Source organism: Bacillus sp. PK6-026 (genome assembly GCF_054161455.1).
Window position 1 is genome coordinate 839,575 of the sequence record NZ_CP096418.1, and the last position, 20,627, is coordinate 860,201.

Annotated in this window: 14 protein-coding genes; 7 read left to right on the forward strand and 7 right to left on the reverse strand. The window is 48.3% G+C overall.

From position 1 onward, the window contains the following. Window positions 1-166: 166 nt before the first annotated feature. On the forward strand, window positions 167-2,434 hold the full coding sequence (locus M1D59_RS04195) for an NTTRR-F1 domain (protein ID WP_458117817.1): 2,268 nt from the start codon (window positions 167-169) through the stop codon (window positions 2,432-2,434). A 178-nt stretch (window positions 2,435-2,612) separates the two neighbouring features. Here M1D59_RS04195 and M1D59_RS04200 read toward each other — a convergent pair whose 3' ends face one another. The 5 genes from M1D59_RS04200 to M1D59_RS04220 form a co-directional block, all read right to left on the reverse strand. Then, window positions 2,613-3,704, reverse strand: a complete 1,092-nt coding sequence (locus tag M1D59_RS04200; protein ID WP_458117818.1) for a DegT/DnrJ/EryC1/StrS family aminotransferase — start codon at window positions 3,702-3,704, stop codon at window positions 2,613-2,615. After that, window positions 3,701-4,243, reverse strand: coding sequence for an acyltransferase (locus M1D59_RS04205; protein ID WP_026580665.1), 543 nt, complete (start codon window positions 4,241-4,243; stop codon window positions 3,701-3,703). The genes M1D59_RS04200 and M1D59_RS04205 overlap by 4 nt, the downstream gene beginning before the upstream one ends. 17 nt (window positions 4,244-4,260) lie before the next feature. Then, window positions 4,261-5,235 (reverse strand): NAD-dependent epimerase/dehydratase family protein, encoded by a 975-nt coding sequence (locus M1D59_RS04210; RefSeq protein WP_458117819.1) that lies wholly within the window; start codon window positions 5,233-5,235, stop codon window positions 4,261-4,263. Between the two features lie 66 nt (window positions 5,236-5,301). Further along, a complete protein-coding gene (locus tag M1D59_RS04215; RefSeq protein WP_458117820.1) occupies window positions 5,302-6,675 on the reverse strand; it encodes a glycosyltransferase in 1,374 nt (457 codons plus the stop codon). 153 nt (window positions 6,676-6,828) lie between these two features. Continuing rightward, window positions 6,829-9,072 (reverse strand): glycosyltransferase, encoded by a 2,244-nt coding sequence (locus M1D59_RS04220; protein ID WP_035339204.1) that lies wholly within the window; start codon window positions 9,070-9,072, stop codon window positions 6,829-6,831. A 193-nt stretch (window positions 9,073-9,265) separates the two neighbouring features. Here M1D59_RS04220 and M1D59_RS04225 point away from each other — a divergent pair, with 193 nt between their 5' ends. From M1D59_RS04225 to M1D59_RS04245, 5 genes are all read left to right on the forward strand, one after another. Beyond that, window positions 9,266-10,348: a glycosyltransferase gene (locus M1D59_RS04225; RefSeq protein WP_031304956.1), complete on the forward strand. Its 1,083-nt coding sequence runs from the start codon at window positions 9,266-9,268 to the stop codon at window positions 10,346-10,348. 121 nt (window positions 10,349-10,469) lie between these two features. Next, on the forward strand, window positions 10,470-11,579 hold the full coding sequence (locus M1D59_RS04230) for a DegT/DnrJ/EryC1/StrS family aminotransferase (protein ID WP_458117821.1): 1,110 nt from the start codon (window positions 10,470-10,472) through the stop codon (window positions 11,577-11,579). Continuing rightward, entirely contained in the window at window positions 11,576-12,640 is a 1,065-nt protein-coding gene (locus M1D59_RS04235) for a Gfo/Idh/MocA family protein (RefSeq protein WP_035339200.1), read from the forward strand. Before M1D59_RS04230 ends, M1D59_RS04235 begins: the two co-directional genes overlap by 4 nt. Window positions 12,641-12,725: 85 nt before the next feature. Then, window positions 12,726-14,021 carry a nucleotide sugar dehydrogenase gene (locus tag M1D59_RS04240; RefSeq protein WP_458117822.1) on the forward strand — a complete coding sequence of 432 codons (1,296 nt, stop codon included), beginning with the start codon at window positions 12,726-12,728 and terminating at the stop codon, window positions 14,019-14,021. A gap of 80 nt (window positions 14,022-14,101) precedes the next feature. Then, window positions 14,102-15,013 (forward strand): alpha/beta hydrolase, encoded by a 912-nt coding sequence (locus tag M1D59_RS04245; RefSeq protein ID WP_075755089.1) that lies wholly within the window; start codon window positions 14,102-14,104, stop codon window positions 15,011-15,013. On the opposite strand, the gene M1D59_RS04250 is transcribed toward M1D59_RS04245, so the two are convergent. After that, window positions 15,010-15,402: a winged helix-turn-helix transcriptional regulator gene (locus M1D59_RS04250; protein ID WP_020450561.1), complete on the reverse strand. Its 393-nt coding sequence runs from the start codon at window positions 15,400-15,402 to the stop codon at window positions 15,010-15,012. The genes M1D59_RS04245 and M1D59_RS04250 overlap by 4 nt on opposite strands. A 130-nt stretch (window positions 15,403-15,532) precedes the next feature. Between M1D59_RS04250 and M1D59_RS04255 the strand changes: the two genes are divergently transcribed. Next, window positions 15,533-16,216, forward strand: a complete 684-nt coding sequence (locus tag M1D59_RS04255; RefSeq protein WP_020450562.1) for an NAD(P)H-dependent oxidoreductase — start codon at window positions 15,533-15,535, stop codon at window positions 16,214-16,216. 41 nt (window positions 16,217-16,257) lie between these two features. Here the strand turns inward: M1D59_RS04255 and M1D59_RS04260 are convergent, their stop codons facing one another. Next, the gene (locus M1D59_RS04260) at window positions 16,258-20,595 is read right to left on the reverse strand and encodes a multifunctional 2',3'-cyclic-nucleotide 2'-phosphodiesterase/3'-nucleotidase/5'-nucleotidase (RefSeq protein ID WP_458117823.1); all 4,338 of its coding nucleotides are present in this window, start codon (window positions 20,593-20,595) and stop codon (window positions 16,258-16,260) included. Window positions 20,596-20,627 lie beyond the last annotated feature (32 nt).

Here is a 20,627-nt window from a genome sequence, read left to right on the forward strand (position 1 = left end):
GTTAAAATTAATATATTTTGCTTCTCTCAGATTTAGCTGCTATAAATGTGTTTTAATCATATGGAAAATAACGTGACCGAGCTTAGCAAGGAGACATAGTATATGTTAGCTTCATTCTCGAAAAGGGAATTGAAGCTAATCTAATGAAAGGGAGGTAAAATCCTAGATGTCGATCCAAAATTTGGTTGTAAACGGCAGCTTTGAAAACGGGGCACTTCCACCCTGGGTAGGCCAAAATGCAACCGTCACAACTCAATTTTCCCATTCAGGTTTTTGGTCGGCAAGATTACTGGGCGGGGCTGTTACTTCTTTTATTGCACAATTTGTTCCAGTAGATGCAGGAGAAGGTTTGGAATTTTTAGTTTCTCTAGCTAAAGAAGGTTTTCCTGCTCCATCGCCTCAGGTGCAAATTCAAGTGTCTTATTTTGATAGTTCATTTAATTTTCTAGGCCAAGGTCTCTTTTTAAATATCCCGTTCAACAGACTACCAATTGTTGAGAATAATACATGGCTTGAAGTCTATCAAACGACGACCCCAGCTCCAGCTGGCTCTACTATGGCTTTCATTTTGATTAATACTTTGCCGCAGGCAGGTACAGCGAATGTCATTGTAGATGATGTAGCACTATTAGATGTAGAAGGCGGAGGAACAGGTCCAACCGGCCCGACAGGTCCAACAGGTCCAACCGGCCCGACCGGAGCAACCGGCCCAACAGGTCCAACAGGCGCAACCGGAGCAACAGGCGCAACCGGAGCAACCGGCCCGACCGGAGCAACGGGAGCGACAGGCGCAACCGGAGCAACCGGCCCGACGGGAGCGACAGGAGCAACAGGCGCAACCGGTCCGACGGGAGCAACCGGCCCAACAGGCGCAACCGGAGCAACAGGCGCAACGGGAGCGACGGGAGCAACCGGAGCGACAGGCGCAACAGGTCCGACGGGAGCAACGGGAGCGACAGGCGCAACAGGTCCGACAGGAGCAACCGGAGCGACAGGCGCAACAGGTCCGACGGGAGCAACGGGAGCGACAGGCGCAACCGGTCCGACGGGAGCAACGGGAGCGACAGGAGCAACCGGAGCGACAGGCGCAACAGGTCCGACGGGAGCAACCGGAGCGACAGGCGCAACCGGCCCGACCGGAGCAACCGGAGCGACAGGCGCAACAGGTCCGACGGGAGCAACCGGAGCGACAGGCGCAACAGGTCCGACAGGAGCAACGGGAGCGACAGGCGCAACAGGTCCGACGGGAGCAACGGGAGCGACAGGAGCAACCGGCCCAACGGGAGCAACGGGAGCGACAGGCGCAACCGGAGCGACAGGCGCAACAGGTCCGACGGGAGCAACGGGAGCGACAGGAGCAACCGGCCCGACAGGTGCAACGGGAGCAACCGGTCCGACGGGAGCAACGGGCCCGACAGGTCCAACGGGAGCGACAGGAGCAACGGGAGCGACAGGCCCAACAGGTCCGACGGGAGCGACAGGCGCAACCGGAGCGACAGGCGCAACAGGTCCGACGGGAGCGACAGGAGCAACCGGCCCAACGGGAGCAACGGGAGCGACAGGAGCAACCGGTCCGACGGGAGCAACCGGTCCGACGGGAGCAACCGGCCCGACAGGCGCAACGGGAGCGACAGGCGCAACGGGAGCGACAGGAGCAACCGGTCCGACAGGAGCAACAGGTCCAACAGGAGCAACGGGAGCGACAGGCGCAACAGGTCCGACGGGAGCAACTGGCCCGACAGGAGCAACCGGGGCAACCGGAGCAACGGGAGCGACAGGAGCAACCGGCCCAACGGGAGCAACGGGAGCGACAGGCGCAACAGGTCCGACGGGAGCAACCGGTCCGACGGGAGCAACCGGCCCGACAGGAGCAACGGGAGCGACAGGAGCAACCGGCCCGACAGGAGCAACAGGTCCAACCGGAGCAACGGGAGCGACAGGCCCAACAGGTCCGACGGGAGCGACAGGAGCAACCGGGGCAACCGGAGCAACGGGAGCGACAGGAGCAACTGGCCCGACAGGCCCAACCGGAGCAACGGGAGCAACCGGCCCAACGGGAGCAACCGGCCCGACGGGAGCAACAGGTCCGACGGGAGCAACCGGGGCAACCGGAGCAACGGGAGCAACCGGCCCGACGGGAGCAACAGGTCCAACCGGAGCAACTGGAGCGACAGGCGCAACCGGTCCAACAGGTCCAACCGGAGCGACAGGTCCAACAGGTCCAACCGGCCCAACAGGTCCGACGGGAGCAACAGGTCCAACCGGAGCAACGGGAGCGACAGGTCCAACTGGCCCGACAGGTCCAACTGGCCCGACAGGTCCAACTGGCCCGACGGGTCCAACTGGCCCGACAGGTCCAACTGGCCCGACAGGTCCAACCGGCCCGACGGGTCCAACTGGCCCGACAGGTCCAACAGGTCCAACCGGCGCTTAATATTTAACGACTATTAGCAAATATTTTCCGTTTGTTTTTCCGGAACTTCGCTGGAATGCTATGCGAATGATTCAGGGGGCAGTAAACCTATGGTTTACTGCCTTTTTTCTATTGCTTATTTCTAAGAATAAAAAAAACATCCCTGTCACTATTTTGTGAAAGGGATGTTTTTGATTGATTAGACTTTACGTTGGCTAAATGATTGAATGGCTGAGACTACCTGCTCCACATTGACTTGGTCATGACAGGGGAGGGTGATCGTATTTTGTTCAAGAAAAATGGAATTGGGTTTAATCTGTCTGTATTTGCGGCGGTAATAGGTAGTGCCGCTTAAGCAATAGGTGCCGAAAGTCGACTCTATATGGCAGTCGCTCAAATATTGAATCAATTCGTCGCGAACGATGTTTTTTGGAATTTTGAAAACGGCGGATTGTGTATTGTGTACAACGTTAGGTCCGATTTTTTGACTTTGGAATCCGAGGGGTTCAAGCTGTTCACTATATGCTTTCTGCTGAAGGTTTCTGCGATGAATGATGTCATCTAGTTTTTGGAGCTGTTTGATTCCAAGAGCGGCTTGGATATCAGATAATCTGTAGTTGTAGCCGAAATCCATAAAATCCAATTGGCCGTCAGAGATAGCGGCGCCATGGTTTAACTTGACTGAAAACCAATCTTTCAACTCTTCCCGGTCGGTTGTAATTGCTCCGCCTTCGCCTGTCGTAAGCAGCTTTCTGGGGTGAAAGCTGAAACAGGTGAGATCGGCAATTTTTCCAGATTTACAACCGTATTCACTGCTGCCGATCGCACACGCGGCATCATCCACGAGTGGTAAGCTATACTCTTTACATATGTGTTTAATGTTGGTGATGCCTGTCGGGTTTCCAAGAGCATCTACAAAAAGAACGGCTTTTGTCCGGGACGTGATTTGACTTTCCAGCTCTTCTGGAAGCATGTTAAATGTTTCAAGATCAACATCGGCAAAAATCGGCTTAGCACCTAAATCTTCTATTACATTGACAGTGGCGGGAAACGAAAAGTCTGAGACGATCACTTCGTCTCCGGGTTGGACGTTAAGGCTTTTAAGGCACATCGATAAAGCCGTTGTAGCCGATGTTGTTAAAAAAGCATGCTTTGCACTTACATACTGTTTAATATGATCAGCAAATGTTCTGACATAAGGGCCTTTTGTCAGCATGCCGGAGGAAAATATTTCTTTTAATTCTGCTTCCACTTCTTCAAACGTAATATACGGCTCAATCAACCTGATCATGAGCGCTCCTCATCTTTCATCCTTCGGTTTTTGATCACCTTTGCCGGCACGCCTACCGCTATGCTGTACGGGGGAATATGACGATTGACGACGGCATTTGCTCCGATTTTGGAGTGGGCGCCTATCGTAACGCCTGCTAAAATAGACGCACCGATCCCGATGTTGCAGTTTTCTTCAATATGAATGGGAGCAAATGTAAGCGGCGAAAACAAAATGGTACTATCGGGTATATCAGGATCGGTATGGTAGGCGGCGTGTATCCGGACATTCGGACCAATTCCCGCAAATTTTCCGATTGTAACCCCGCCGGCACCGTGTATAAAACATTGCTGACCGATCCAGCTGTTTGAGCCGATGATCAGGTCATGCTTATAATAGCCTTTTAAAATCGTGTCATGGCCGATATAAACGTTATCTCCGATATAGATATTTTCCGGATGAAAAATGCGGACTCCGTCTTCAATAACGACATTTTCGCCGCACCCTCCAAGCTGGGAAAGGGTAAATTCACCTTTTCCTTCGCTTTTCCATTGTTTCAACAAAAGCGCCTCCTTTCTTATTGATCCAAATTTTTTCGAATGCTTTCAGCTGTTCTTGTGATCCCTTCTTCCAGATCTACTTTTGCGTTAAAACCGAGCATTTCTTTTGCTTTATTGACCTGAGGGATGCGAAGTTCAATATCGGCTTCTTTTTTCTCTCTAAAGAAGATTTGCGATTTTGATCCAAGAACTCTGATAATCGTGCTTGCCAATCCGTATACAGTGATCACAGTCCGTTCATTGCCGATGTTGAAAGACTCCCCAATGGCTTCTTTCATCGTCAAACAGCGCAATATTCCGTCGATCATGTCATCTACGTAACACCAGGCCCGGATTTGCGTTCCGTCGCCGTGAATATAAATCGGCTCATCTAACAGAGCTCTGTGAACCATCGTTTTGATGGCGCCTTCCCCGACTTGTTCCGGTCCATAAACATTAAAAGGGCGGACGGTGACGGTCGGGAGCCCCAATTCTTTAAAATAGGCATATGCCATATGTTCCTCGGCGAGTTTGCTGACAGCATATGTCCAGCGAGCTTCTCCCACCGCTCCTAAAACAGTATGACTGGTCTCTCGCGCCCTGAAAGCGATTTGGCCGAACACTTCACTCGTACTGAAACAGACGACCCTTTTGCATTCGGTTAAACCTGCAGCCGCTTCAAGCAGATTGGCTGAACCGATCATGTTGACCTGCATCGTTTTAACGGGATTTTGAATGACCGTGTCAATCCCTGCGATGCCGGCGGCGTGGACAATGTGGCTGGCCCCTTGGATCGCCTTTTTAAGCGTGTTCACATCCAAAATGTCTCCCTGCACCACTTTCAAGTGAGGATGGTCCCGGTAAGGTTTATACCGGAGGGAGTCTCTTGAAAAATTGTCGTATACGGTTACGCTGTTGCGCTCTATCAGCTTTCCTATTAAAGAGGATCCGATAAAGCCTGCTCCGCCAGTTATGAAAATATGCTGGCCGGATAACTCTGTCATATCGCTCATCAATTGTTCACCTGCTTGTTTCGTTTTTTTGAATTACAAATCCCGCGACGCGAAAGGTGTTCAACATCATCCCGAAAGTAGCGCCTGATAAACAGCCAGCGTTTTTTTGCTGTTTTTCACCATATCATGATGAACTTCTGCATACTTTCTTCCTTTCTGGCCGATTTCCGGCAGCATATCCCGGTTTTTCAGCACATTTTCAAACACTTCTGTAATGTTGTCGGGATTTGCTCTTATGAGAGGCAGTTCGGAAGGATAGTGCTCCTTCATAAAATCACTGACCCAACAGATAACGGGTTTCCCCATTGCCATCGATTCGACGGCAAATAATCCATAGCTGCCGATATGAAGCTGATCAATGATCAAATCCGCCTTTTGATAGATTTTCTTTGCCTGTTCATGAGAAACCCCTCGTACTAGGTGAAAATGAAAATCGTATTTTTCTTTTAAAGACTCCACCGCCTTAAGGATATGGCGGGTTCCTTTTATTCCTGGAGAGGTGGGGGCATGAACGATGAGCGGTTTTTCATTTGACCTGTAGTCGGGAATATAGCGGTCAAGCTGGATCATGGTAGGAATCATGTGGATATGCTCATAATAGTCTTTTACATACTCGTAAAGTTCCATATCGGCGACGATGCAGTGCTGGACATATTGTGAAATTCGTTTGAGGTGATATCGAATTCGCGCTTCGTTTTTCGTTTTGACAACGGCGTATGGATTTGTTTTAGCCAATGTTGAATAAAGCCTCACATCGCTGCCCCAATGATGCATGATCATTGGTTTACCCGCCTGTTTTAAAATGGGATAATCCGACATGTCCAGCGTAAAGCTTGTGCCAAAATGAAAATGGAACAAATCATAGGATGGCAAGAGATCACTGGCAAGCCTTCTCAGCTTCGCATTCATGGCGGGCGTATTGCGTTCTTTCAGCAATGACCAGGTGTAGTCGGCAGCGTAATTTAAATAATAAGGATAGTAATTTAAAGTGTGGGCAAGCGCGCCATGCTGTGAGAGCCCTTTAGCCAAGGTGTTCATTTGGTTGGCGATTTCCATTGTGCCTTGCAAAACGCGGATTTGCCCGGCCGGAGGCTCGGTTTTTTCATGAACAGGAAGATCAAGCTTTGGCCCGCTTTCGGTTTCTGCTCCATCTCCTTTTTGAAGATAGGCCGCGCTCTCTTGTTCCCTTCCGGTGCGCAGGCACACTTTTCCCATCAGCAGATTTAAAGATCTGTTATCAGGAAAAAGGTCAAGCCCCCTCCAGAGCCATAGCCAGGCGTTATGGTCATGGCCGAGATAGACAGAAAGAGAGGCTTGAAGAAAATAAAAATCGGGCTCGTTATGCGAGCCGTCGGCTTCCCACTCTTTTAAGCGCTTCATGGCTTTGTTCCAATCTTTTTGTTCCAGACAATGAATGATGTCTGACTTGAAATCTTTCATGATGACCTCCCATCGATCACGCTGCTTTCAATTTCTCCTTTTAATGGAAGAATAAAAACGCTTTGTGCGCTCTATCATACGTATAAATGAATCTATATGACTGTGTATTTGTGCGAGAGTATAAGAGAAAAACCTTCCACAGAGCGGAAGGCATTATATCAGCTGGATTTTTTTAATATTTTTCATATATCGTTCATACTGATTGTCTGAAGCGAGGCTTAATTGGAAGTATTCATCCATTTTATCCAGAAGCGGCTGAATGCATTCTTTTTTGGCGTCTTGATCTAAATGCCGGGTATATCCGTTTTGTGCGTATCTCCGGGCCATTCTCCAAAAGGTTTTTCCGATGCTGAAATATTTCAAGGACTGTCTTTGATTTTCCTCAAGCTCCTTCCATTTGATATGGGGAAAATAGACGCTTTCGTCAAATTCTTTCACAATATAGTCGATGACGTACACAAGCGATTGAATCCTTTTATGCAATTGGTAGGAAATATTGTTTTGATGGCGGCGGTAGCACAATACAGGTTTTCTTAAATAGCGGCGCTTCCAGCCGCGCTTCGTGTTGGCCAAACAATTCAGCACATCCCCTGCAAGCGGCTTTTGCGGATCAACCAGCCAAGTAAAGCCTTTTTGCTGATAATAAGATGCTTTAAACATGCCCACCATCGGGACAATGCCTGAGCCGCCCCTTTGAAAAATAGTCCTCACCAGCTCCTCATCGCCATACTCTTGATACGTCCACAGCCCCGCATTTTTTCCGTGTTGATCAACAAGCAAAAGGTCCCCGTACACATAATCTAATCCCTCTTCTCCAAAAAAGCACTGCATAAAGTCATGGAGCACCAAATTGTGCGGAAGGAAATCATCTGCGCTTAAAAGCAAAACATATTCGCCTTTTGCCTCTTGGAAGATTTCCTTAAAAGCGAGATCAGGAAGTTTTGTATTTTCGCTGTGGCATATCGTTCGAATGTGCGGATGCGTTTTTTGATAGCTGCTGATTTTTTGCATCGAGTCGTCAGTTGAGTGGTCGTCAACGATCAGAATGTCGATATTAGGGTAGAGTTGATTTAAAACGGATTGAAGGCATTCATCAATAAAATTACTGTAATTATAGTTGATGATGCCTACCGTAATCAGCGGCGGATTTGGCATAACCGTCAACTCTGACTGCTTTGCAAAGCCTGAAATCATCTCTTCAATTTTGCGCATGCTCAGGTCATATGAATAATGCTCTTCAATAAACGACCGATAATGGAGAGATGTATAATCACCGCTTGTGATCATGGCCACGAATTCATCTATTGTATTCCAAACAACTGATTCATCGTATATCGTCTTTGCGCCGTAAAAATTGTGAATCAGCGGTTTTATGCCTTTAGCCATCGCTTCCATGGCCGACATATGCTGACTTTCAAGAAGGCTCGTGCAAATCAGGTAATGCTTATCTTCCAAGTATTGATTCATATCATCCTGCCATCCGTCAAATTGGACGCTGTCAGTCAGCCGGAGTTCATCAATCATTTGCTTGAAGTACAACTGATAGCGGGCGTCCTGAAACGTCCCGGCGATGAACAGTTTGTATCTTGAGTCTTTGTCAATCAGTGCCTTGAAAGCCTGCAGCAAAAGCATCGGACCTTTTTTATAGTTGATATAGCCGACATATGCGATATGAAAGCCTTTTTGCCTTTGCTGAAAGGTGTATTCGTCTAACTTGATTCCATTTGGAACGACGGCCGTTTTCTCTTTTTTCAACGATTTAACTTGATCTAATACATATTCCCGCATGTGTTCCCCGTCAAAGATCACTTGATCCACCGCTTGCCAATATACCTTTTTAATATAAAAAGTAAATGCTTCATAGCTGTGGAGCCTGCATATTAATGTTTTGGCCGCTGCAGAAGGGACTTTGCTCCCGTGGATCAATAAATCATCGCACCATTCAAACCAGCAAATATCCGCCCATTGCATACCAGTGTCGATTTGATTCAAATCATGAACCGCGATTTTTCTGGTCCGGTAAGTTCCGGAAAGGCGCTCAACGACAGCATTCAAAAACCGGTCTAAATCCGGTTTGACGAAAAAAATGATCTTTGGACGCCTGACCATTTTTTTGAAAAGGTCTTCTTTCTCCTTCATGAGGCGATGTTGATGTTCGCTCCTGACAAACAGGAGGGCATCATCATATAATTCAGACGCTCTCTGAACCTGCTGCTTTTTTTCATAAACAAAAGCAGCGCTTATCAGTAAGCCGGGATCGAAGGGAGCGGCTTCCAGCCTCTCTTCCAGCTTCTGCGCAGCATCGTGCCATTTGTGTTGAAATATCAGTTGGGATATTTCGGTTTCTCTCCAACTAAGCCCAACAGAGTCTAGCAAATATTCCAATTCATTATCCATCTGAAACCTCCTGGTTAAACACATTTTCGCTAGTAGTATCTATATTCAAGCGAGAAAAGAAAGTTCTATGAAAAATACTTCGGAAATAGCACAGCCTGAAAAGCTAAAACAGTGACAGCGGCACAAACGCGATCAGCTGCTGGTTCATATTTTATGGGTAGATTTTAAAAAAGAGTCTCAGGGAGTGAAGGCTTTGGTTACAATCAGTCTATGTATGATTGTCAAAAATGAAGAAGAAGTATTGGCGAGATGCCTTGATACAGTGAAAGACATTGTAGATGAAATTAACATTGTGGATACGGGATCGACAGATCAAACCGTAGAGATTGCGAAGCGCTACACAGACCGCGTCTTTTTCTTTGAATGGATCGGCGATTTTGCGGCTGCCCGCAATGAATCGTTTAAACACGCCACGAAGGATTATATTCTCTATCTGGATGCGGACGATGTGTTGCTTGAGGAAGATCAGAAAAAATTAAAAGAGTTGAAGGAAACGCTTGATCCTTCCGTTGATTCCGTGTCCATGTACTATGATGCGGGAACTGATGAATTCGGAAATGTGACCTTAAGGTACCGCCGCAACCGCCTGGTGAAAAGGGAGAAAAACTTTAAATGGAAAGGCGACTGCCATCAATATTTGGAGGTATTCGGGAACATCATCAATGCCGATATCTCGGTGACGCATAAAAAAATCCGCCACTCTGTCGGACGAAACCTCAATATTTACCAAAAGAAGATCGATCGCGGCGACACGTTTACCCCGCGCGACTATTTTTACTACGGAAATGAATTAAGAGAAAACAGACACTACGAAAAAGCAATTGAAAGCTACAATAAAAACATTGAAATGAAAGAAGGATGGATTGAAGACAAAGTATACGCCTGCATCAACAAAGCCGACTGCCACCGCTTTCTCGGCGACTTGGATAATGAGCTGAGATCGCTCTTCCAGTCATTTGAATTTTCCAAAACGCCTCGTGCCGAAACATGCTCAAGAATCGGCTATAACTTTCAGCGGCGGCGGGAATACAATGCCGCTATCTACTGGTATGAGCTGGCGACAACACTGGTGCCTGATTCGAATAAATGGAGCTTCACCTATCCGGCATATTACACTTGGTACCCTCACTTGCAAATGTGTGTGTGCTACTACAATTTAGGAGACTTTGAAAAGTCGTATCAGCACAATGAAGAGGCGAGAAAATACCGTCCCGATGACAAATCCGTCCTTCATAACAAACAGCTGCTGGAAGGGAAATTAGGCATTAACAAATAAGCATGGTCAAGACTTACTGAACAAGTAGGTCTTTTTTTATGAAAAAAATCAAGCCGTGCCAAATTACCGGCAGGCATCATAACTTATTTTGGAACTTTTTGATTTTAGAGGAGGAACAGAGATGATCCCGTTAATCAATTTAAAACGCCAGTTTCAAACGGTAAAAGAAGATATTTTACAAGAGTTTGAGCATGTGTTGGACAGCGGCCAATATATATTGGGGCCGAAGGTTGAAGAGCTGGAGAAAAGAATAGCCGAAAAGCTTGGTGTAAAAGAAGCGGTCGCGGTCGCCAACGGAACGGATGCATTAGTGCTGACGCTCGAAGCTTTCGGTATCGGCAAAGGGGATGAGGTCATTACGACGCCGTTCACTTTTTTTGCGACCGCCGAAGCTGTCTCAAGGGTGGGGGCTAAGCCGGTGTTTGCTGATGTTGATCGTGAAACCTGCAACCTTGATCCGAAAAAAATAGAAGAAAAGATCACCCCTGCTACTAAAGCGATCATTCCCGTCCACATTTTCGGACAGCCGGCTGATATGGACGAGATCATGGCGATTGCCAAAAAACACGGACTGCTTGTGATTGAGGATGCCTGCCAAGCGTTCGGCGCTTCATATAAAGGGCGTCCTGTCGGCAGCATCGGGGATGCCGCCTGTTTTTCATTTTTCCCGACAAAAAACTTAGGAACGTTGGGAGACGGGGGAATGGTGACGATTTCAGATCCGGATGCGGCCCGGCAATTAAGAACACTCAGAACCCATGGCACAAGCAAAAAATACTTCCATGACAAAATCGGTTTCAACAGCCGTCTTGATGAATTACATGCCGCTGCTTTGCTCATTCTTCTTGAGAAAATCGACGGCTGGAATGAACAAAGAAGAAAAGTTGCCAGCCGCTACAGGGAAGGTTTGAAAACGGCGGAGCATCTCACACTGCCGGCTGAGAAAGAAGACCGCACACATATCTATCATCTCTATTGTATCGGCGCGAAAGACCGCGACGAATTCATTCAATCGCTGAAAGAGCAGAACATTCATTCAGGCGTGTATTATCCTTGCTGCCTTCATTTGCAAACGGTCTATTCTTCATTGCAGTACAAAAAAGGCGATTTCCCTATAGCCGAGTCCTTGTCCGAAACCCTTTTCGCGATTCCGATGGATCCTTTTCTAGCCGCTGAGGAACAAGAGCAAATTATTTCCGCGCTGCTGAAAAAAGGAGGAGGGGGAAAGTGACGGTTCATTTCGGTTTAATCGGCTGCGGCTATATGTCAAGAAAACATCTTCAAGCACTGGCCGGGTGCGGTGATGCAAAGTTGTCGGCCGTCAGTGATTTGCAGGAAGAACGGATGAAGGAGGCGGAACAATACTATGCTTCCTTCGCCGGAGATGAAAGCCGAATGACCCGTTATCAGCAGTATCAAGCGCTGCTTTCAGATTCTAAAATAGAAGCGGTCATTATTGCGGCGGTTTCGGGACTGCACGCCGAAATGGCCAAAGCTGCGCTGCAGGCAGGCAAGCACGTCATCGTCGAAAAACCGATGACCTTGTCATTACAGGATGCCGATGAGCTGATAGAACTGGCGGAACAGAACGGGCTGAAGCTCATGGTCTGCCACCAGATGCGCCACCGGCCGATCATGAAAAAACTGAAGGAAACGATTGAGAGAGGAAAACTGGGAAGGATCTACTTAGGCACAGTATCGCTTCGCTTAAACAGGTCACCCGCTTATTATGAAGCGGCAACCTGGCGGGGAAGCTGGGAAAAAGACGGCGGGATGCTGGTCAATCAAGGGATACATCTGATCGATCTGCTGCAATGGTTTTTAGGTGATGTAAAAGGCGTTTACGGAGATATACTGGGCGGTTCCGGAGCAAAAGAAACGGAAGATGTTGCTGTCGGTGTTCTGACGTTTGCCAGTCAGGCGAAAGGAGTAGTAGAAGCGAATATTGTCACACAGCCAAACAATATCGGAAGCTCTCTCTCGATTTTTGGAGAACATGGAACGATTTCATTGGAAGGCCCGGCATTAAACCGGATCAGCCGCTGGTATATCCACGGGGAGAAGGATGCTGCTGAAGAAGCGGCGCAGCTGATTGATCTCGGCGGCGAACAAACCGCCATGTACCAAAACTTTATAAGCGCCGTCAAGCGCCAAGACACACTATTGGTTGACGGCTATGAAGGGAAAAAGGCGATTGAAACGATTTTTGGAATCTACCAGTCTGTGCTGCAGAAGCAGCCGGTGCAGCTGCCTCTTTCTTCGTTTCAAACATCTGATATGAAAAATAAATAGGTTTTGATTTGGTAGATCGTCCCTTTCAAAAAAAGATTTAAAACATAGTTTATTAAAGGAATGTACAGAAGGGGCGATTTGATAAATGAGCAAACAGGAAATGCATAACGAAACGATAGCGGTCATCGGCTTGGGGTTTGTCGGTCTGCCCTTGGCCATGTTGTTGATATCAAAAGGAATTCGGGTTATCGGTGTTGATTTGGATAAAAAGAAAGTCGAGGCATTACGGAAAGGGAACAGCTATATTTCAGATATCAACGATCAAGCGGTGCAGGACGGAATAGGCACCGGTTTCTTTCGTCCTGTTTCGGACTACGGTTTAATCGGCGAAGCGGATGCCGTCATCATCTGCGTACCGACGCCGCTGAATGATGATGCGGGTCCTGATTTGACTTATGTGAAAAGAGCGGCGGAATCGATTGGAGGGCACTTGAAAAAAGGGCAGCTCGTTGTGTTGGAAAGCTCGACATATCCGGGTACGACAAGGGACATCGTCAAACCGATCCTCGAAGAAAGCGGCCTTGTATGCGGAAAGGATTTTTATTTGGCTTATTCTCCAGAACGCGTTGATCCGGGCAATCAATTCCCGATTGAAGTCGTGCCGAAGGTAGTGGGAGGCGCGACGGAGGCATGCCTTGAAAAGGTGCATCAATTATACAGCGGCATTTATGAAGAGGTTGTGCCTGTCACATCGCCTGAAACAGCGGAGCTGACAAAGCTGCTGGAAAATACGTACCGGTTTATTAATATTTCATTCATTAATGAATTCGCGATGATATGCGACAAGCTCGGGGTGAATGTATGGGAAGTCATCGAGGCGGCAAGCACGAAGCCGTACGGCTTTGCGGCGTTTTATCCAGGTCCCGGCATCGGCGGCCATTGCATCCCCGTCGATCCGCTGTATTTGCAGTTTGTCATGAAACAAAGCGGTTTATCGAGCGACTTTATCGAGCTGTCGGAAGCGACAAATGATAGAATCGTCCGCTATATCGCAGAGCGTTCCTTGCAACTGGCAGCGAAAGATAAGTCGACAGACGCCCGCATTTTAATCTATGGCGTCACCTATAAACGTAATATAGCGGATGTCCGCGAATCAAAATCGCTTGATATTATAGAGAAGCTGATCGGCATGGGGGCTGATGTTTCCTACCATGATCCGCACGTTCCGGAACTCGACCTCAGCGGCAAAAAACTGGCAAGCATGCCGATAGATTCAGAGATGCTGAAAGCGTACGACTGTGTTGTCGTTTTGACCGATCATGACGCACTTCCGAAAGAGCTGTTACTAAACCATGCAACCGTGATATTTGATACAAGAGGCGTATTGAGAGAAGCAGCAGGAAAAGCGAAAGTCATCCAGCTCGGAAACGGGTGCTCTTGACGCCAATTTTTTTCCGCGACTCACGCCCAGACCCGTTCGGAATACAATAAGTTAAAACAAGAACGTAAAGGGTGAGGGCCGTGTGGATCGGAATTTTGTTGATGGTCTTTGGAATTGGGATCAGTATTTTTGCCGTCAGTCTGATTGTCAGCTATTTGTTTGTTATGCCGAACAGGAGCACATATGAAGAAACCTTTTTCAGCGGACTCAAACACGGCGAGATCATCGATGATGTGTTTGAGTCACACGACAAAGAAGAGCTGTTTTTGACGGCGGGGGATGGATGCCGGCTGCATGCGCTGCTTTTTCCCGTTCAAAAGAGCAGGAAAGCCGTCATCGTTTCCCACGGCATCAAGTGGTCGCTGTTTGGAGGGTATAAATACGTCGAGCTGTTCCAGTCCATCGGCTACAATGTTCTGCTTTGCGACAGCAGGTGCCACGGATTGAGCGGCGGTTCACACGTTTCTTACGGATTTTACGAAAAGGACGATTTGGCGAGGTGGGCTGACGAGCTTGAGAACAGGTTCGGCAAAGACCTTTGGATCGGAGTGCTTGGCGAATCGCTAGGAGCCGCGGCTGCCATCGAGCTGATGAAACAGGACAGGAGAATCAAGTTTTGTATTGCCGATTCCTGCTTTAGCGATTTAACAGAGCTATGCCGCTTTCAGCTGAAAGCCGCCGTCAAATTGTCCGTGCCGTTTCTCATCCCGTTGGCAAGCGGGCTGATCAAACGGCGCCATGGCTGGAGCCTTGCCGACATATCGCCGGTCAGCAATCTTGAGCAGTCAGACACGCCGCTGTTTATCATCCACGGCACAAATGATCAGCTTGTTCCGCCGGAAATGGCCAAAAGCCTGTATGACCGGAAAAAAGGGATAAAGAAACTGTATTTGATTGAAGGCGCGGGACATGTCGGCGGATTCCGCCACGATCCTGAAGAATACTTAAGCAGAATCAAAGACTTTCTCTTGAAAATCGAGCCGGCCAATTAGCCTTGCGATTCCAGCATTTCAGCGGCAGCCGATCGTTGGCGCGCTTCCTTGATTTTGCCGGCATAGGAAGCTCCCCAATTCATCATTTGACTGATGATCGGAATCAGCGTCTTGCCGAACTCAGTTAAACTGTACTCGACTTTCGGGGGAACCTGCTTATAAATCGTGCGGCAGACGATGCCGTCGCGCTCAAGTTCGCGAAGCTGGAGGGTCAGCATCCGCTGTGTCACGGCGGGAATTAAACGACGCAGCTCATTAAAGCGTTTTTTATCATCGATCAAATGATACAGAATGACGCTTTTCCATTTGCCGCCGATGATATCGATCGTTGCTTCCACCGGGCATGAATAACCGTCCGGTGTTTCGCATGCCTTCGGATTCTTGTTCATTTTCCTCTCTCCTTAGTATAAAAAATGATACTATGCCACAAAAATGTGCGTACTTTCTTATTGCTATTATAATGATTAGAATGAAATTAAGAAAGGAATATAAACTATAGACAAAAGGAGAGAACAGAACATGACACAGCAATCCAAGAAGCAGGAGATTCTTGACGCATTCCAATTTAGACACGCGACAAAAGAGTTTGATCCGGACAGAAAGATATCAGACGAGGATTTTCAGTTCATTTTAGAAGCGGGCAGACTGTCGCCAAGCTCTGTCGGCCTCGAGCCGTGGAAGTTCGTCGTCGTCCAAAATAAAGAGCTGCGTGAAAAACTGCGCCAGGTCTCATGGGGCGCACAGGGACAGCTGCCGACAGCCAGCCATTTCGTTTTGCTGCTCGGACGCACGGCTAAGGAAATGCGGCATGATTCCGGGTATGTTGCAGATCAGTTAAAGCATGTGAAAAAAATGCCGGAGGACATCATTGAAAATATGCTGAAAGAAGACGGCGTTCTGAAAAGTTTCCAAGACGGCGATTTTCATTTGTACGAAAGCGACAGAGCGATGTTTGACTGGGTATCAAAGCAAACGTACATCGCGCTAGCCAACATGATGACGGCGGCCGCCTTGATCGGTATTGACTCCTGCCCGATTGAAGGCTTTAACTACGACAAAGTCCACGACATCCTTGAAAAAGAAGGATTGTTGGAGGACGGCCGCTTTGACATCTCGGTCATGGCCGCTTTCGGTTACCGCGTGAAAGAACCGCGTCCGAAGACGAGACGGGCGCTTGATCAAATCGTGAAATGGGTTGAATAAAAAAAGTGCGGTTCTGCCTTTAGCAGACCGCACTTTTTTATTTAGATTTGGAGTTTGCGCCGCTTCCTTTGGTAAAGGTACAGGCCGCTTCCGGATATAAGCAGCAGCAGGCCGAGCATCAGCCAATGATAGGCGTTTGAAGCGGTGTCAGGCAAAAACCCGCCGTTTGAACCATCTGAAGGTTCATTTCCGTCATCTGACCCGCCGCTGCCATGACCGCCTGATCCGTCTCCGCCGCTTCCGGCGCCGGGCGAAGCAGGGGGGTGACCGCCGCTGCCGCCATTCGGACCGTCATCATCGCCTGAACCCGGCGGAAGTGAAGGAGACCCGGCATCTTTGTCATTCATCACGGTATACTCGCTGAAATGGTCGACATAGCCTGCAACGGTACGGCCTTTCGTATAGCCGTTTGTCACTTTTGTGAAGCTGTTGTTTTTGCGGTCGACATAATAGACGCTCAAATGTTTGTCAGGAGCCTCGACTTGGAAAAACAGTCCGACAGGTTCTTTAAATGTGCTGACCGTTTTTCCACTCTGCTGAATGTTGAAATCATATACCTTTGTGACCGCCTGTTTGATATTCTTGGCGATTTTGATGCTGATTTTAGTCTTTTCGCTTGCCAGATTAACGGCTGGAAGCTGCATCGCAATGCGATCGTTTTTCAGGGTGATATTTGGATCATCAGTTCTTTCTTTGACAAGGTCAGTCTGTGCTTTTGTCATATTCAGCTTGATGTGGTCTTTTTCTGTGTCAGGGAAATAAGCAATCACCTGATTTGCGTTTTTCGCGTATGTTTCGAACGGTTTTTCCGCAAGCGTCCAAGTGCCGTCTGTCTGACGGTCAGGAAGGAACACTTCTGTGATTCTGTTTTCGATGTTCGGTGAAACAGAATCGTACAAGGCAAGCTGCTCTGTAAAAATGTCGTAATCGGTAAAACCGAGATCGACACCGTTTTTCGCTTCTTTAAAAACGGAATAGCCGTCTCCGCCGCCGCCCATGAAGTTATTTGTAGCCACACGGTAGGTTTTGTCCAAATCGAGCGGAACAGCATCCCCTTTGTCATTGACAAGGTTCACATCAAGGATGCGCTCACCTTTTGGCTTGCTCAGTGTAAATGTGAAGGATAAACCCGCGACATGCGGAAACGCGCCTCCGCCTTCTTCGACTTGGCTCACCCCGTGCTCAAGCGCTTCTTTGATTTGCGCACCCGTCAAATCAGCGGCATAAAGGGTGTTGCCGAACGGCATGACCGTCAGCACATCGCCGAGTGTGATGTCGCCTTTGGCAATACCGCTTCTGATTCCGCCGCCGTTTGTGATGGCGATGTCAGCCCCGCCGGCTTGTTTTGCTTTCTTCAGCATGCCGTCCGCGATAAAATTGCCGAGGTTGGTTTCTTTTGAGCGGACATGCTCGCGTTTTCCGTCAAGCGGGACATCGGCATAGCCTACTTTTTTCTTCTTCAGTTCGTCAATATCTTCTTTAAAGCCGTCAAGCACTTCTTTCGCTGGAGGATCTTCGTCCACTTTGCCGTCAATCGCGATCAAATTGAACCTTGATTGATCCGTTTGAACGACGCCTTTCTCATCAAACACAACATCGACCCGTCCTAAAAACTGCCCGTAGTCTTTCACTTGGGCGACGATTGTCGGTTCTTCGCTCTCCACCACTTTTAAATGATCGACGAGTGTATGCGTATGCCCGCCGATAATCAAATCGATGCCCTTCACTTTTTTGGCCAGCTCCAGATCCCGGTTGTAGCCGAGGTGGGTGAGGGCGATGATTTTGTTGACCTTTCCTTTTTCTTTCAGTTCCTTGACCGTTTTCTCCGCTGACAGATAAGCGTCATGGAACGCAATGTTCGGTCCGGGGCTTGACGTATATAACGTATCTTCCGTCGTCAGGCCGAATACGCCGACTTGCTCGCCATTTACATCAAGCAGAATATAAGGATAGATGCCGCTTTCTTTCTTTTCTCCCGCTGTTAAGAGTGCAGGCTCTTTTTGAAAGCTTCGCAGCTGAGGCTCCTTTGATACATCGACATTGGAGCTGACGATTGGAAAATCGGGCTTTTCCAGCTGGTGTCTGTTTAACGGATCGACGGCCGCATTGTTTCCGCTCAGAAAGTCTGCGAGCACTTTCGGCCCTTTATCAAATTCATGGTTGCCGAAGGTCATGGCGTCATAGCCCATCATGTTCATCAGCTTCAAATCGGCGAGTCCGTTCCATTTTGTAAAATACAAGTCACCGGAAAAGACATCGCCGGCATCGAGCAGCACATTGTTTTCTGCCTCACTGCGGATTTCTTTCACTTTGGCAGCGCGCCTTGCCGCTTCATCAAGGTGGGCGTGCGTGTCGTTCGTGTGCATGACTGTTAACGTCCAGTTTCCATTATCAACCGGAGGCTCTGTACCTTCAAAGTTCAGCTTATAGACGCCATATCCGCTGTTTTCGGATTCTCTGACAAAATCGATGTCCTTCGCTTTTTCAGCAAACGGTTTGGCGAGGAGAGAAGATTCGAATGTCACATCGGCTCCTTTAATCGGAGCGATCGACCAGTTGTTATCGGCGGCAGGATTGACCGTTTTCTTTTCCATGATGTAGTTCATGAGCACCTGCCTGTTTTCATCAGCCGCCGCATAAACGACTTTGTCCTGCGTCAGATGCGGGAATCCGCCGCCCCCGGACGCGCGGTAATTATTTGTGACCACAAGGAATTCCTGATCGTCGCGGACGGCTTTTCCGTTGTAAGACAACTGTTTGACGCGTTTGGCCTGCGGATTTTTCACCCCGCCTGACGCATTGTATTTTGCCGGTTGTGTGACATCGATCTGGTAGGTCACACCGTCAATGACATCGAAATTATACGACCTGAAATCGGGGTTGAGGAGCGCCTGTTCACCCGATTTTGAAGGGTCGATCTGGTTGAACTGCCCGGCCGACATTTCGATCCAGTCCTTCACTTCGCTTCCCGTCAGCTTGACGATATAGAGCGTATTGTCGTACAAATACAAATCGCCGATGTTTTTGATCGCAAGGTTTCCTGCTTTAATGTTTGTATAATAATCAGCACCGTTACGCCCTCCTGCTTTAAATGGCGCGCCCGCTGATAAAATCGGCAGGTTTTCGTATTCCGTTCCCTTCATGACATCTTCCGCATACCATTTTTGTGCGTCTGTGACAATCTGAATCGAAGGATCGTCTTTTACTTGTGCGAAAAAGCTGTTAATATCAGCTTCCGTTTGGCCAACCGGCGCGCGGACGTATTCAAGCGTTTTTTCGTGTGTGTCTTTAATCGTGGAAACGACGGTTTCGTGTCGTGACGTCACATTTCCGGCAATCGCTTCCGTTTTTGCGCTGGCATCTTTCACTGTCCATTTGCTGCCGTCCTGTTCAAGCTGCATATCGATGATTCCTAAATGGCTGCCCCAGTTTTTCGGCATGACGACAGGGATGCCGTTGATCGTTCCTTTTTGATTGTCGATCACGCCATTTCCTGGATAGTCCGTACCGGGGAACAGACCGTGCTGGTGTCCGGAGATGATCGCATCTATTCCTTCCGTCTTGAGAGCCAGGTCATATACGGCGTTTTCTGCTCCCGCCGCCTGTCCGCCATTTTCAATTCCGGAGTGGGCGATCGCAATGATCACGTCGGCGCCTTCCTGCTTCATTTTCGGAATCGTTTGTTTCGCTGATTCGGTGATGTCCTGCACCGTGATTTTGCCGTCCAGATGCTTTTTATCCCATGTTAAAATCTGCGGCGGAACGAAGCCGATGTAGCCGACTTTAAGCTGGTGCTTTTGGCCGCTTTCATCCGTCAGCGTCCGCTCTTCAATATGATATGGCGTATATTTGTTCTTTCCGTCCGATGTTTTTATATTGGCATTGACAATGGGAAATTCGGCGCCTTTTATCGTGCCGTCAAGGAATTCAAGGCCATAGTTGAATTCGTGGTTTCCGAGCGTGCCGGCGTCATAGTGCAGTTTGTTCATGACATCAATGATCGGGTGTGTTTTCGTTCCGGAGATAATTGCTTCACGTTCATGTTTGAAGATATATTCCCCTAGAGGGTTCCCTTGAATTAAGTCGCCGTTGTCGACAAGAATCGTGTTCGGATTCCGGCTCCGGTGCTTTTCGATCAGCTGAGCCGTGCGGACCAGTCCGAATTCTGCCGTCTCTTTGTCGGCATAGTAGTCATAGTCCATGATATGGGCGTGGATATCTGTCGTACCCAGGATGCTGAGGTTGATCAGCGGGTGTTCATTTGGTTCTTCTGCATATGTCTGGGTGTTTGGAATGAGTAAACTGAGTATCATCACTGAGGTTAGCAGAATACGGAGAATGTTTTTCCTTGAAAACCGTCTTTTCTGTATTCCCACCATTTCTCCACCTTTCAGATTAGAGTAACAATTTC